Source organism: Nostoc sp. (genome assembly GCF_036917235.1).
Lineage (GTDB): Bacteria > Cyanobacteriota > Cyanobacteriia > Cyanobacteriales > Nostocaceae > Nostoc.
The window spans coordinates 17,709-31,537 of sequence record NZ_JBALDU010000030.1 but is presented as its reverse complement, the minus strand read 5'-3'; the positions used below and the strand labels follow the sequence as shown (position 1 = coordinate 31,537).

14 protein-coding genes are annotated in these 13,829 nt (G+C 42.5%); 4 read left to right on the top strand and 10 right to left on the bottom strand.

The genetic code is table 11. The features are described 5' to 3' along the window. Positions 1 to 78: 78 nt before the first annotated feature. The 3 genes from V7K44_RS09590 (at position 79) to V7K44_RS09580 (ending at position 2,780) form a co-directional block, all read left to right on the top strand. The gene (locus tag V7K44_RS09590; protein ID WP_334930883.1) at positions 79 to 1,140 is read left to right on the top strand and encodes a DUF3326 domain-containing protein; all 1,062 of its coding nucleotides are present in this window, start codon (positions 79 to 81) and stop codon (positions 1,138 to 1,140) included. 197 nt (positions 1,141 to 1,337) lie between these two features. Further along, positions 1,338 to 1,934: a CPBP family intramembrane glutamic endopeptidase gene (locus V7K44_RS09585; RefSeq protein ID WP_334930881.1), complete on the top strand. Its 597-nt coding sequence runs from the start codon at positions 1,338 to 1,340 to the stop codon at positions 1,932 to 1,934. Positions 1,935 to 2,159: 225 nt separating this feature from the next. Next, positions 2,160 to 2,780, top strand: a complete 621-nt coding sequence (locus tag V7K44_RS09580; RefSeq protein WP_292778001.1) for a CP12 domain-containing protein — start codon at positions 2,160 to 2,162, stop codon at positions 2,778 to 2,780. A 143-nt stretch (positions 2,781 to 2,923) separates the two neighbouring features. Here V7K44_RS09580 and V7K44_RS09575 read toward each other — a convergent pair whose 3' ends face one another. From V7K44_RS09575 to V7K44_RS09545, 7 genes are all read right to left on the bottom strand, one after another. Next, the gene (locus V7K44_RS09575; RefSeq protein WP_334930879.1) at positions 2,924 to 4,039 is read right to left on the bottom strand and encodes an LptF/LptG family permease; all 1,116 of its coding nucleotides are present in this window, start codon (positions 4,037 to 4,039) and stop codon (positions 2,924 to 2,926) included. A 336-nt stretch (positions 4,040 to 4,375) separates the two neighbouring features. After that, the gene (gene lptB, locus V7K44_RS09570) at positions 4,376 to 5,104 is read right to left on the bottom strand and encodes an LPS export ABC transporter ATP-binding protein (protein ID WP_094351303.1); all 729 of its coding nucleotides are present in this window, start codon (positions 5,102 to 5,104) and stop codon (positions 4,376 to 4,378) included. Positions 5,105 to 5,134: 30 nt separating this feature from the next. Further along, entirely contained in the window at positions 5,135 to 5,632 is a 498-nt protein-coding gene (locus V7K44_RS09565; RefSeq protein ID WP_334930877.1) for an LptA/OstA family protein, read from the bottom strand. Positions 5,633 to 5,932: 300 nt separating this feature from the next. After that, positions 5,933 to 6,325: a DUF309 domain-containing protein gene (locus V7K44_RS09560; protein ID WP_334930875.1), complete on the bottom strand. Its 393-nt coding sequence runs from the start codon at positions 6,323 to 6,325 to the stop codon at positions 5,933 to 5,935. Beyond that, a complete protein-coding gene (locus tag V7K44_RS09555) occupies positions 6,322 to 6,687 on the bottom strand; it encodes a ferredoxin thioredoxin reductase catalytic beta subunit (protein ID WP_334898252.1) in 366 nt (121 codons plus the stop codon). The genes V7K44_RS09560 and V7K44_RS09555 overlap by 4 nt, the downstream gene beginning before the upstream one ends. 206 nt (positions 6,688 to 6,893) lie before the next feature. Further along, positions 6,894 to 8,054, bottom strand: coding sequence for a DUF58 domain-containing protein (locus tag V7K44_RS09550; RefSeq protein ID WP_334930873.1), 1,161 nt, complete (start codon positions 8,052 to 8,054; stop codon positions 6,894 to 6,896). 173 nt (positions 8,055 to 8,227) lie between these two features. Continuing rightward, complete coding sequence (locus V7K44_RS09545) at positions 8,228 to 8,452, bottom strand: type II toxin-antitoxin system Phd/YefM family antitoxin (protein WP_334930871.1); 225 nt, start codon at positions 8,450 to 8,452, stop codon at positions 8,228 to 8,230. Between the two features lie 98 nt (positions 8,453 to 8,550). Between V7K44_RS09545 and V7K44_RS09540 the strand changes: the two genes are divergently transcribed. Beyond that, positions 8,551 to 8,994, top strand: a complete 444-nt coding sequence (locus tag V7K44_RS09540) for a DUF29 domain-containing protein (protein ID WP_334930869.1) — start codon at positions 8,551 to 8,553, stop codon at positions 8,992 to 8,994. Positions 8,995 to 9,476: 482 nt separating this feature from the next. On the opposite strand, the gene V7K44_RS09535 is transcribed toward V7K44_RS09540, so the two are convergent. The 3 genes from V7K44_RS09535 to typA form a co-directional block, all read right to left on the bottom strand. Further along, complete coding sequence (locus V7K44_RS09535; RefSeq protein WP_334930867.1) at positions 9,477 to 10,439, bottom strand: hypothetical protein; 963 nt, start codon at positions 10,437 to 10,439, stop codon at positions 9,477 to 9,479. Further along, positions 10,436 to 11,374, bottom strand: a complete 939-nt coding sequence (locus V7K44_RS09530) for a DNA-methyltransferase (protein WP_334930865.1) — start codon at positions 11,372 to 11,374, stop codon at positions 10,436 to 10,438. The genes V7K44_RS09535 and V7K44_RS09530 overlap by 4 nt, the downstream gene beginning before the upstream one ends. 207 nt (positions 11,375 to 11,581) lie before the next feature. After that, positions 11,582 to 13,372, bottom strand: coding sequence for a translational GTPase TypA (gene typA / locus V7K44_RS09525; RefSeq protein WP_334930864.1), 1,791 nt, complete (start codon positions 13,370 to 13,372; stop codon positions 11,582 to 11,584). Between the last annotated feature and the right edge of the window lie 457 nt (positions 13,373 to 13,829).

Sequence of the window (13,829 nt, the reverse complement as noted above, 5' to 3'; positions counted from 1 at the left end):
GCGTCTGTACAAGAGTTAGGATTTGATGGCAAGTGAATCATAAACTCATCATTCATAACTCAGCACTCTTAATTTAAGATGAATCGTCCATACACCGCTATCTTAATCGTACCAACTGGCGTTGGAGCTGCCATTGGGGGTTATGCAGGAGATTCTTTGCCTGTTGCAAAAGTTATAGCACAGGTTTGCGATCGCCTAATTACTCACCCCAATGTCCTGAATGGCGCAAGTTTGTACTGGAATCTCCCTAATGCTTTCTATGTTGAAGGTTATGGGCTTGACAAATTCGCTTCTGGATGCTGGGGTTTGCGTCCAGTCCGCAACAACAAAGTAGGTTTGCTTTTAGACCAAGGTATTGAGCCAGAGTTACGGCTACGACATATACAAGCAGCCGATGCAGTCAGAGCAACTCTCGGATTGACCTTAACAGATTATGTAATTACTGATGCACCATTAAATGTAGAATTACGGACTACAGCATCGGGAGCGAGTTGGGGAACAATTGGCAACCCAGATAGTTTGTTACGGGCATCTGAGATATTAATTAAAAAAGCGGGGGCAGAAGCGATCGCAGTTGTTGCCCGTTTCCCCGATGATATGGATGAGGAAGCAGTACAAAAATATCGCCAGGGTGAAGGTGTAGATCCTTTAGCGGGTGCAGAAGCCGTAATTAGCCATTTGCTAGTGCGAACCTTTCAAATTCCTTGCGCCCATTCTCCCGCCCTTTTGAGCGAACCTCCACAACCTAATTTATCGCCCCGTTCCGCCGCTGAAGAATTGGGCTATACCTTTTTGCCGTGTGTGCTTGTAGGATTAAGTCGTGCCCCACAATTTATAATAGATAAAGCAGCGATCGCATCAGAGAAAGGAGATATTTGGGCAGATGAAGTGGATGCTGCGATCGTACCTGCAAATGCTTGTGGTAGCAGTGCCTTACTGAGTTTAAGCCAAAGACAATGCCAAATAATTACAGTAGAAGAAAATAAAACTCTGATAAAAGTTCCTGCCCAACCTTTGGGGATCAAATCTATACAGGTAAACTCATATTTAGAAGCAGTGGGTGTATTGGTAGCACACAAAGCAGGCATCAATCCCTGCGCTCTCCGTCCCAAATTATTACCTTTGCAGTCCATTAGTTAGGAGCTAGGAGGCAGGAGGCAGGAAGCAGGAGGCAGGAGTATGAAGTTAGAATTCATACTAATTCCCTAAATTACAGCTAAAAATTATTCTCCCCTGCTCCCCTGCTCCCCTGCTCCCCTGCTCTCCTGCCCCCTTGCTCCCCTGCCCCCTTGCTCCCCTGCCCCCCTACTCCCCTGCCCCTCTCCCCTAAAAAACCCGTGATTGAACAACAAAAGCAAGAGCCAGAAATTCCATACCTGACGCGCATCCAAATACTTGGGGCGATGGGAGCGACTGCAATCATTTTGTTGATAGTCGCCAAACTTTCGTTATACTTGGGCAACTTTTCGCTACTTTCTTGGGACTTGAATCCAAGAGAGTTGCTGTTAGGTGTAGGGTTGGGGTTAGTACTCACTGCGTTAAGTGGCTTAACTTACCGCCTGTGGACTGCCTATCGTAAAAGTGCAGATTATTACCTAGAAGTAGTATTGAAGCCTTTAGCTTTACCAGATTTAATTTGGCTGGGGTTGCTACCAGGATTGAGTGAAGAATTGTTATTTAGGGGTGTGATGCTACCAGCTTTAGGCTCCGATCTTACAGCTGTAATTGTATCTAGTCTTTGCTTTGGCATCTTGCATTTTAGCGGCTCCCAACAATGGCCTTATGTAATTTGGGCAACAATTGTCGGGATGATATTGGCATATAGCGCCCTGCTCACGGGCAACTTGTTAGTGCCGATTGTTGCTCATATTATTACCAATTTAATTTCTAGCTATTTCTGGAAAATGCGGCAATTTTCGGCAATTAAAAAATAAATATTTGTTAATCGGCAAAATATTATCACAATTTATGCTTGGTTTTTGGGCATTGGTTACATTGGATAACATCAGAAGTTGACAACTGGTCTAATTTATTGTTGTAGCTGGGCAAAAGTTCAACTTTTTTTACTTTCTAGTTAGAGCAAACTGTGCGCTGCAATGCTTCGATACGTCCATGAGGGCGCAGTGCTGCACCGGACTATTAACCAGGAGACTACAACAATGATGAAAGCTGAAGATATCATGACCAAAGACGTAGTTACCATTCGCGGTTCGGCAACTGTTGCTGAAGCGGTGGGGCTGATGAAGGATAAAGGATTGCGAGCGCTGGTTGTGGATCGTCGCTATGACAATGATGCTTATGGCATTGTTACAGAAACAGATATTGTTTATAAGATCACAGCCTACGGGAAAGATCCAAAGCAAGTGCGGGTTTATGAAATTATGAGCAAGCCCTGCATCGTAGTCAATCCTGATTTGGGTGTGGAATATGTAGCGCGGTTATTTGCTAACACTGGGATTCATCGCGCACCTGTGATTCAAGGCAAGTTGTTAGGCATCATCTCGATTACCGACATTTTAACTAAAAGCGACTTTGTGGAAGCGCCAAAAGCCCTACTGCTGGAGGAGAGAATTCAAAAAGCAATTGAGCAAGCTCGTGCTATTTGCACTGAACAAGGTGCTTATTCTAAACCCTGTGCTGCTGCCTGGGACGAGGTAGAAGAACTTCAGGCAGAAGCAGCTCATCAGAAAGCTGAGGGCATGATATCAGCTAAAGTTTCTTTTGAAGAATACTGCAAGGAAAACCCCGATGCACCACAATGTCGAAATTATCACCCGTAATTGAAGTGGGAGAATAATAGACATCTGGTGAAAAAGAATGTAGAGATTTACCACCGCGATATTTCTACAGGGGTTATGGATAACGCATATTTAATTTCACCAGATGTTTAATATTGTTTATGTACTGCCGCATTTACCTGAATTTAACGTCTGGCAACTCGCATCAATAAGAATAGACCTATTCCCAAAAAAATAAAGTTGGGCAACCAAGCCCCCATAAAGGGAGAGAGGACACCTGCTTGTGCGATCGCCCCACTAATAAAGAAAATTAAGTAGTACGAAAATATAACTACGACACTAATCCCAAAGCTTGTACCTCTCCCCGTCCGTTGCGGTATGCTTCCCATCGCTGCACCTACCAAGCCAAAAACCACGCATACAAAGGGCAAAGAGATTTTTTGTTGAATCCGCACTTCAAGTTTACGAATTTTTTGGCGATCGCCACCAAGATTTTCCACTTCTAGTTGCTGTAGTGCTTCAGAAATATTCATTTCACCATAATCGCGGCTTTTTTCTGCCAAACTTAATGGTGTACGCGGTAGTTGTAGTTGTTGGTGTTCAAATTTGACGATATTGCGATAAGAGCGATCGGCAGCAACAAAATAGATTGTACCGTTGTAAAAATCCCAGACATTTTGAGAAGGATTCCACTGAGCAGATTCTGATACCACAATTTGATTCAGATTTTTTGTTGAGCGATCTATAATTGTCAACCCTTTCATCCGCTTACCATCAAATTGGTCGGCGTAAAACAAGCGTGTCAATATCCGATTCTTAGAGCCATCCGGCTGGACAACATCCTGGTATTCAGGATAGAAAATATTTTGTTGTTTAAAAGTTGGCTTGTCTGATTTCAGCGCTTTATCCAGAGTCATCGCCGCTTGATAATTTGCTGCTGGTGCAATTTCCTCGTTAAACACAAATGTCATTCCTGTAACCACAAGACTTAACATCACAGCAGTTAGCACCATGCGATAGACACTGACGCCACAACCACGCAAAGCAATTAATTCGCTCTCGCTAGAAAGACGACTGTAGGTCATCAAAGTAGCCAGCAGCGTAGACATGGGGAAAGCTAAAACAATAAAATTGGGAAATTTTAACAAAAAAACTTGAATAGCAATGTCTATGGGTAGCCCAGATTCGACAATTTTTCTGACGAGATCGAATACAGCATCAATGGTGACGCCAATTGATGAAAAAGCTCCGACACCAAAGAAAAACGGCGCTAACAATTCGCTGGCAAGGTAGCGATCCATGATCGTAAAAGGCAGCAGCGAATAGAGACTATTAAAAGACGTGAGCTTCTTTGATATCATAAGCAACTTTAAAATTCAAATATTGGCAACCCTGGGAAAGCAAAGTATATAGCAGGAGGCAGGAGGCAGGTGGCAGGAGAAAAATAGTCTTTATATCTGGTCTTGAAGTTAGGCTCTCTACCTCACTTAATTGCAAACTACTGTATCTAATTTATTCAGCATCGAAGTTTAATTCTCAATAGCCGAGAAAGCAGAACTAAAATGAATTCATAAATTCATGCTGAAGAACCAAAAATCAAAATATCCTTTGAAATTATTAACTAAATAATTGTTAATTTAGACTTGAAAATTATCCCCTAAATAATATTGCCGCACGAGGGGATTGCTGTAGAGTTCGTCAGCAGCGCCAAAAGCGAGGATTTGTCCCTCACGCATGATGTAGGCGCGATCGGTGATAGCGAGGGTTTCACGGACATTATGATCTGTAATTAATATTCCCATGCCGCGATCGCGCAGTTGTGCTACGATTTGTTGAATTTCTGAAACTGCGATCGGATCGACTCCCGCGAAAGGTTCATCCAAAAGCAAAAATTTGGGACCTTCTCGTCCAGCAGCTAAAGACCTTGCTAATTCCGTCCGTCGTCGCTCACCACCAGAAAGTTGAATTCCTTTACTTTTAGCTAATTTTTCCAACCGAAACTCCCGCAGTAAAGTTCTAAGTCGGATTGACCACTCCCATCGTGGCACATGAGTTTGCTCTAGCACCAGCAGAATATTATCCTCTACCGAGAGTTGGCGAAAAACACTTGCTTCTTGTGCTAGATAGCCAATACCCAGTCGTGCCCTTTGATGCATTGGCATTCCCGTCACATCTACATTACCAAGCCAAACTTTTCCTTGATTGGGTTTTTCTAAACCTGTGGCAATGTAAAAAGTCGTCGTTTTACCAGCCCCATTGGGGCCTAGTAAACCAACGATTTCGCCCTGAGCAACAGAAAGATTGACACGATTGACAATTACTCGCTTGCCGTAAGATTTGTGAATATTCTCTAAAACAATTTTCACGCTGGAAGCACCCTTTCTTGGTGGTAAATGCTAATTAGAAGGCTTCAAAGGTGGTGTTTGTGGGGCAGGTGTCGCAGTTTGTCCGCTATTATTTGATTCCTCGATCATGTAGATAGACTCTACCTGACGGTTGGATTGGGGTAAAGCCACAAATCGCCCTTCATCAATTAAATAGGTTACTTTCTCTGCTCGGATACTATTACCGCCCTGTTGCAAAATATAGACGTTACCACTGAAATCAATGCGGCGTTCCTTACTAAAATACTGTGCTTGGGCAGATGTTGCCTGAAGTTGGCGAGCCGGATACAACATTTGCACATTACCACGAGCGGTAATTACTTGATTTTTAGCGTCATATTCTTGCACATCAGCGCGGATAGTCAGGGGGCGATTTGCCTGAGATGTTTGTGCAGTAGCAGTTTGCACTTGGGTAGGGAAGGCAAAAGTGCCCAAAAGTGCAGCTGGCAGCATTAAAGCTAATCCAAAGCGACGCATCTGGGATAAGGGCAATTGATAGCAGGGCATCATAGCAATTGGGGATTTAGGATTTCAGCTTGCATTCTAATTATCTCAAGTACTTTATCCAGATATGAAATATACAATCTGGAGTGATTTACGATAACTACTGGCTGAAATAGTGACGCTACCCCCAACCTCAAGGTTTCAGGTAATTGACATCTGAGTGAAAATGACGTAAGCACAATACTCTTCTTTTAACGTAGACGCTACGCGTAGCTTGCTTCCACGTAGTGGTACGGGAAGTCGTCGGTTAGATGAATTATTGCCTACCAGGGATTTCGGGCAACGCAAATTAATTTCACCTGAAGTCTAATCAGTTATCAGCACAATTCTAGGCAAAGATAAGATTTGATTTTCGCCCAGATCGCCAGCAGCAATTTTATCTGGCCCTATTTGTTGTAAATTCGTCAACAACGCTGCGCTCTGACTCAATAGCTCATCTACGTCAACGCCGCCGTAACTAGATGGGTAACGGCGTAGGCGATTGCTGCCTTCTCCCAATAGAATTACAGCACCTCGCCAGTTCCGATTTTCCAAATGATACAGTGCCACAGCAATTTGGAGAATGCCTTGATAAAAGCTTTTTTCCGGTTCGCTAGCTTCAATCCACAAAGCCTCTAAAGTGTCATGACAAGCGTAGAACTCTCCAGAATTGAACTGTTCTACGCCTTGCCAAAACTCTTGGGGGATGATTTCGCTCATCCCATGCTGTCTCGTACTTCTTTGATTGTTTCCAGAGAGATTTCTTGTTTTTCTCCAGCAAACTCGTTGTCAGGGGTGAGGAATAACATACAATGGCACTCTTTGCGTTCTCTCATTGGCACACAAGGACAGTTCCAATATGTGGCGTGAATCTCAGCTTCTTTATCTTCGTAATGGCGACAAGGACATAAAGGCGCACCCAGATCGTCTTTATGTTTGGCTAGCCCTTCAATCACAACTGCGGTGACAGAAGGTTCAGAACAGAAGTATGTTCCAGTACGCTTGGCGTATTGTTCGGAAAAATGCCGCATTGCCTCTAGGCTTTTATCGCTGGATTTTGTGTTATGTTCTGATGCGATCATGTCGTTCATAATTTAAATATTTCTTTGCATTGTACCTCAGCCTCACTAAGGGATTACTGGGTGTATTTCCCCAACCTGACCTGCTCAAATTGTCTTACCTTTGCTCAAAGGCTGATATATCCGGTGTGCTGGGATCGGAGAAAATCTCAGAAATCGCAGAAGCTGAACTTGTCAGCAGTCTTTGAAATTATAAAATTTGAATTGATTTATGAATGTAATGTTTTTTGTAGCTGGGGTTGCAGTGGGCCATCGCTTTGCAAAACTATACCAGGATGCTCCCAATTAATTACCTCTTGTTCAGCTGGTGCAGAAATATTTGGCCACAAAACCCAGCGACTACCTTGAGGAAGTTTAGCAAGGCTCAGGGGGTTTTGAGTCAGCCAAATCAAAGGGTAGCTTTTAGGAACAACTGAACTGACATCTTCTAAGGCTGCGGTTGCTGCTAAGGTTTCTAGTACAAAGCGATCGCCTTTGATTAGATTTGTTGATGCTGTCCACAGTTGCACCTCTAATTGTTGTTGCTGTGCATAAAAATACAGAGATGCTGCGGCAATTACTGCTTGTTCAAAGTTTTCTTCTTCCCAATTGCTAGCACTGTCAAGGGCAATAACTATTTCTTGTCCACCTGTTACCATTTCCAACTCTCGCACCCTTAATTCGCCATAACGGGCGCTAGTCCGCCAGTGAATCAGACGGGTGGGATCTCCTACACGATAAGGACGGAGCGATCGCACCAGCCCTGTTGTCGCTGTCTGCAAGGGTCTACCACGAGGATCGCCCCTTTTGCTCTCTTCTTGCCCCATTTCATCTACCAAGGGACAAGTAGCCAAGGGTAACACTGTAGGATAAACGATCGCTGTAGCAGCACAATCACGCTGACGGCGACACCAAAATAACCCCAAAGGCGCACCAGAACCGAGTTCTACTGTATTCCAGCGATAAACACCCCGGCGCTGAGTCGGGTGGTAATATACCCAACGGTAACTACCTTGGCTAGGAATTGTTTCGATTGCCTTTTGTACTGGTTTCCCTAAGATAAAGGGCAGTATATCTTCAACTTGCAATAAGCTTACAGGCTGCTGTGTCTGATTGCAGATTTCTAATTCCACCGTTAGATCGTCGCCTGCTGACACTGGCCGCATGGGACGGCGGGTGATGGATAGACCTGTGAGCGATCGCGGCGGTAAGATGGCTGCTACACCCAAAAGGGCAAAACTGATGCCGCTAATGGCGTAAAGCCAACCAGCCATCGTATTGATACCTGCGCCAAAAAAACAAATAGCCGTTGCTGCTAGCACCCAACCGCCATAAGTAGGGGCACAAGCGCGGGTTTCTAACCAATTGGTGATGGGTTTAATGATTTTCATGTTTCTTTTTTAACCCAACACCACCCCAAATTCACAGTGTCTCTGGGGTTGTGTCTGATGTCCTTATCGAAACCTTTGATTTTCCTGATCTTCAATCAGGTTTTTTGCTGTCTCACTGAGATTGAAACTGCCCTCAATAAACCATAAAAACGTATGGGTGTCGAGCAGGAGCCTCATTGAGCGTATTTCTCAAAATCTGCCAACGGCTCATCAAAATCATCTGACATTTTTACTAAACCCTTAGCACTACCAAACTTGGGGCGTAACTCTACATTAAGTGGCACAATTTTGAAAGATGTCCCATCATTACGCGTGATGATGACTTCTTCTCCACCAGCCGCCTCTTCAATTAATTCTGCTAGACGAGTCTCAGCTTCTTTCAAATTAACTTGGTGCATTGATAGTCTTTACCAATTCTCTGGATTTTGGTGGTTTGCATCTATAAATTTATAATTGTATATGATTAAATTATCGAATGTAGGTAGAAGGTAAAAATATGACAATTACTACCAACTTAAAACAACTCTATGAAACCGATGAAAATTTATGGCTAGAAGAAACTATTAAATTATTAAAAGAAAAACAGTTTAACAAACTTGATTTAGAAAACTTAATTGAGGAATTAATCAGTTTGGGCAAAAGAGATTTAGCTAAAGCCAAAAGTCTTTTAAGGCAAATTATTATACATATATTATTACTCCAATATTGGCATGTGGAATATGAAAGAAACCATCGCCATTGGATTGGAAAAATTAAAACCTTTAGATATGACTTAAATAATCATTTAACGACGAATTTAATAAACAAGTTACAGGATGATTTAGAGAATATTTATCAAAGTGCGGTTGATTTTGTGAAAATTAAAACCGATTTAACTATTTTTCTAGAAAAGTGTCCTTACACTCTTGTTCAATTATTAGATGAAAATTATTTACCTTAAATATATCAGTCTTATCTTATTTTTGTGAAATTAAAGCAGTACGGAGAGGCTAGGTATACGATGGGCTACACCTACACAGTGTAAATCTATACTGCAAATTGGCGATCGCAGTTTCACGAATAGTCATGATAATTGCCTTTTTCAGTCCTCTTCATTTTTACTCAAGGATTTGACTAAATGCACGGCAAGGGCGATCGCACTGTAAATCTATGCTGCAAATTGGCGATCGCAGTTTCACGAATAGTCATGATAATTGCCTTTTTCAGCCCTCTTCATTGTTACTCAAAGATTTGACTAAATCCACAGCAAGGGCAATCGCTTTCTGTAAGAATGCCTACTGGTTAGCGAGGTCTACGACGGGCTACACCTAATGGCTTGGCTTGTGCAGTGATTGAATTAATGGGCGAGATCGCTCATCATCGATAACCTTTCAACTGCGCTCTCATCGGTATCTAATTATTAGATCGCAATAAACTTCACTATTATTCTGTTTCCTCGTTCTTACCTTCCTCAATTTCAACTTCTTCCAAAGACTGCCCATCACTACTGAGTAACTGCCAAATATCGCGATAAAATAAGTTGTCAATGGTCTGGATGTGTTGTGAAAGCAATGAATCTGTAATCATATTCGGACGAATATCGCAGTAATATACACCGTCAAGTGGATTTAGTTTGATGGTGTAAGCTTTGAAGTGCCCTGGTAAAAACGTTGCATTAATACCATAATGATTTTGCTGCTTTGCTTTTTTTCTCTGCACATCGTTCAAGAAAATTGCAATGTGAGGCAAAGCAGTGCTGGTTAGCTTGTTGTATAAAAACTTATCTACAAAAATTTTATCAATACGGTCTTTACTCGAAGTTTTAACCGAACCAATTATCTTTAGTTCGTCGTCTTTACTGATTAACAAGTCATGCTGATAGCTAGTATGAAATAATATTGATCCGCTCTCGTCTCTAACTGGAACTTGTACTGTTCCAGAAACGCAATCTACGTTGAGAGATGCAATCAAAAGACGAATTAGACGCTCGAAAAGATCCCCATTCACTTTACGAGCTTGATTAGACTTTCCAGAAGGTAATGCGTCGAGGGTAGCCCCAATAGCTTGCTGAACTGTATAAATGGTAGAAATGACAACCTGTCTCAATGAGTCATCAGGTAACTGTCTCTCTCGCAACTGTTCAAGAGCTTGCAAAAACTGATTAGAAGCAATATCAAATGTTTCTGCCTCATACATTAACTGAGTATTTATCGGGCGAGTAATATTGTAATAACCATCATCTCGATATTGATAAAACTGGTAATGATTTTCATTTTGTGAAACAATTCTGGCTTGTAAACCCGTCTCTATAAATTGTAGATAATTTCTACAAAAGGTAATGTAACTTTGAATAGTCTGAAAACGTTCTTTGTCTACTGCGTGATGTACCAAATCCTTTAGACTCATCGGATAGACTCTCTTCGTTCGGCATTTTTACGATCAAAGGCTATCCATTCTTCCTTTGTCATGCGACGGACATTTTCTAATCGTCTAGTTGCCCAACAGTTGTACTCAATATTTAGATCGCATCCCATCCAGTGACGGTTAAGTTGCTCTGCAACGACAAGAGTTGTTCCTGAGCCTGAAAATGGGTCAACGACCAAATCTCCTTCTTTGGATGATGCAAGAACAAATTTTCTCAATAATTCTTCTGGCTTTTGAGTTGGATGGGGTGTTGTCTCACCCATCCCGTTACAAGTAGTAGGAATCTCTATTACGTCTTTGGGCTTCGCACCTTTTGGGTTAGGTGTCCAGTTATTGTGTTTCTTGATTGCTCCCTTTCCGTAGGCACTTGTCTCTGCTTGCGGGTGAGATGGATATTTTAATGTATGTGCGCCATAAGGAATTCGCACATCGTCAATACTTAGTTTAACGGCATCGGATTTACGAAAATGAATGATGCTTTCATGGGAACGTCCCCAATCACTACCTAAGTTAGCTTTGTTTTTATAGTGCCAAATTAACCAACGACAATTTTTGAAATATTTTGATGCTGGATGTTTTAAATCAGCCAAGATTTCGGAAAAACCACAAATATAAAAAGAGCCAGTTGACTTTAGAATACGTGAAGCTTGACTAATCCATTGAATTGACCACTCAATATATTTCTCTTGGTTCTCAAAGTTGTCCCAATCAGCTTTTTTAATGTTATAAGGTGGGTCAGCAAAAACTAAATCAACACTTTCACTATCAAGCGATGCCAGCCAATCAATTGAATTACCTTGATAAAGCTGTCCATGAGTATGTGTATATTGCAGTTGAAATCCTTGTGTTAAAGGTTGCAACTTTTCTTCACCGACTTGTTGCTTTGCAATTTTAACATCTAGAGATATTTGTGCCATGTTCAATGCACTATTAGAACTGACCATTTATTGTTCATCCTTCGCCACTTACACAAACGTCCAGAGTGAAATTATATTACAAAGATACATCTGATCACTTAATCTTTCATAGCAAGCCGAATCCTAACCTAATTAGATAGGTAGGTGTAACTAACAAATTAAAAAGCCCGCTAATGCGGGCTTTTAATTCAATAAACTAAATATGACTTAGCGTTTCGCCAACTTCTTCGACATCTTCCGCAGACGAATTGATTGGGGTGTAACTTCCACCAATTCATCGGCCGCGATGTATTCCAAAGCACGCTCTAGGCTCATGTCTATTGGTGCTTGCAATTGAACTAATTCATCGCCACCAGCAGCCCGGTGGTTAGTTAACTGCTTGGTCTTACAGATATTTAGTTCCAAATCTTGGGAACGAGTGTGTTCTCCCACAATCATCCCTCTGTAAACCTTTGTGCCGGGAGTGATAAAGAATGCTCCTCTATCTTCGGCGTTTCTCATGGCGTAGAAGGTAGAAACACCTTCTTCAAAGGAGATTAAAACGCCTTTGTTACGAGCTTCAATATCGCCACTGATTTGACGGTAGTCTAAGAAGCTGTGGTTCATGATGCCTTCGCCACGAGTCATCCGCATGAATTCACCCCGGAAACCAATCAAACCACGGGCGGGAATGACAAACTCTAGTTGGGTGCGATCGCCACTACCTGGTTGCATATCTTGCATTTCGCCTTTGCGTTGTCCCAGGCGTTCGATACAGCTACCCACACCATCAGCAGGAATGTCTAATACCAAGAGTTCAAAAGGTTCGCAAGGTTGACCGTTGATTTCGCGGTAAATTACCTGTGGCTGAGATACCTGAAACTCGAAGCCTTCCCGACGCATGGTTTCAATTAAGATACCCAGGTGGAGTTCTCCACGACCAGAAACGAGGAATTTATCGGGAGAATCGGTTTCTTCGACACGCAAAGCCACGTTGGTTTCGAGTTCGCGAAATAGGCGATCGCGTATTTGACGGGAAGTCACCAACTTGCCTTCTTGACCAGCAAAGGGCGAATCATTCACCCAGAAGGCCATTTGCAACGTTGGTTCATCCACTTTAATTAGTGGTAAAGCTTGCGGTTCATTGGGGTCAGTAATCGTTTCCCCAATATAAGCATCAGCGAAACCAGCCACCGCCACAATATAACCTGCGGTTGCTTCTTCCATATCTACGCGCTTCAGTCCATCAAAGCCCATCAATTTGGTAATTTTACCCTTGACAATGGTGCCATCTTCTGTAACTAAAGCCGCTTGCTGTCCTGAGCGGATAGTACCGTTGTGAATTCTGCCAATGACAATCCGTCCCAGATATTCAGAATAATCTAGGGTTGTAACTTGCAATTGCAGAGGCTTAGTGCTGTCGCCTACTGGTGGTGGAACGTGTTGCAGAATCGCATTAAACAGGGGTTGCATATCTACCGATTCTGCTTCCAAGCTTTCTTTGGCGAAACCTGCCATACCGGAGGCAAACAGATAGGTAAAATCACATTGGTCTTCGTCTGCCCCTAATTCCAAGAACAGATCCAAAACTTTATCAACAGCAACGTGGGGGTCAGTTTGACCACGGTCGATTTTGTTGATGATAACAATGGGGCGTAGCCCTTTTTCTAAGGCTTTTTTGAGGACAAAGCGCGTTTGGGGCATGGGGCCTTCATTGGCATCGACAATCAGAAGACATCCATCAACCATACCGAGTACGCGTTCAACTTCACCACCAAAGTCAGCGTGTCCAGGAGTATCAACAATATTAATTAGTGTTTCTTTGTAGCGAACTGCTGTATTTTTGGACAGGATAGTAATACCCCGTTCCCGTTCTAGGGCGTTGGAGTCCATAACGCAATCCGGAACGTCTTCGCCTTCGCGGAAAATGCCGGATTGTTTGAGGAGTGCGTCAACCAGCGTGGTTTTGCCGTGGTCAACGTGGGCGATAATGGCGACGTTGCGAATTGGGAGCGTCATAGAAGCTTTTGGTGAACTCTAGAGGGTGTTTATAAGATTTACATTTGAATGCTAGGCTGTTTTAACAGAATTGAGAACGATCGGCAAACTCTGTAAAGAACCTTTAATAATTCTAGCGTAATCGTCACAATTGCGGGGAGTTTTGTAAACCCCACAATGTAGATGTGTGGTAATTACGGCATTGGTGGGATAAAAAAAGCGTCTGTGACAAACAGGTGTTACCTGAAGGGCAGTATTGCTTTTGAGAATTGCGGTTGATTCGCATAGAGGAATTTATTCATTGAAATACTTTGGTGAAAAGTGCGATCTTTGTCCCAGAGAGATGAAGTTCCTGGCTGCTAAAAGTCAGGTTATTTCGTGTTTGGGATCAAAGAGAAGCGATCGCCAAGTCTGGTTTTTCTTGACTAGAATGGGGTGGGTATCTCTACAAAAATATTCAACTTACACAGAATTCTCA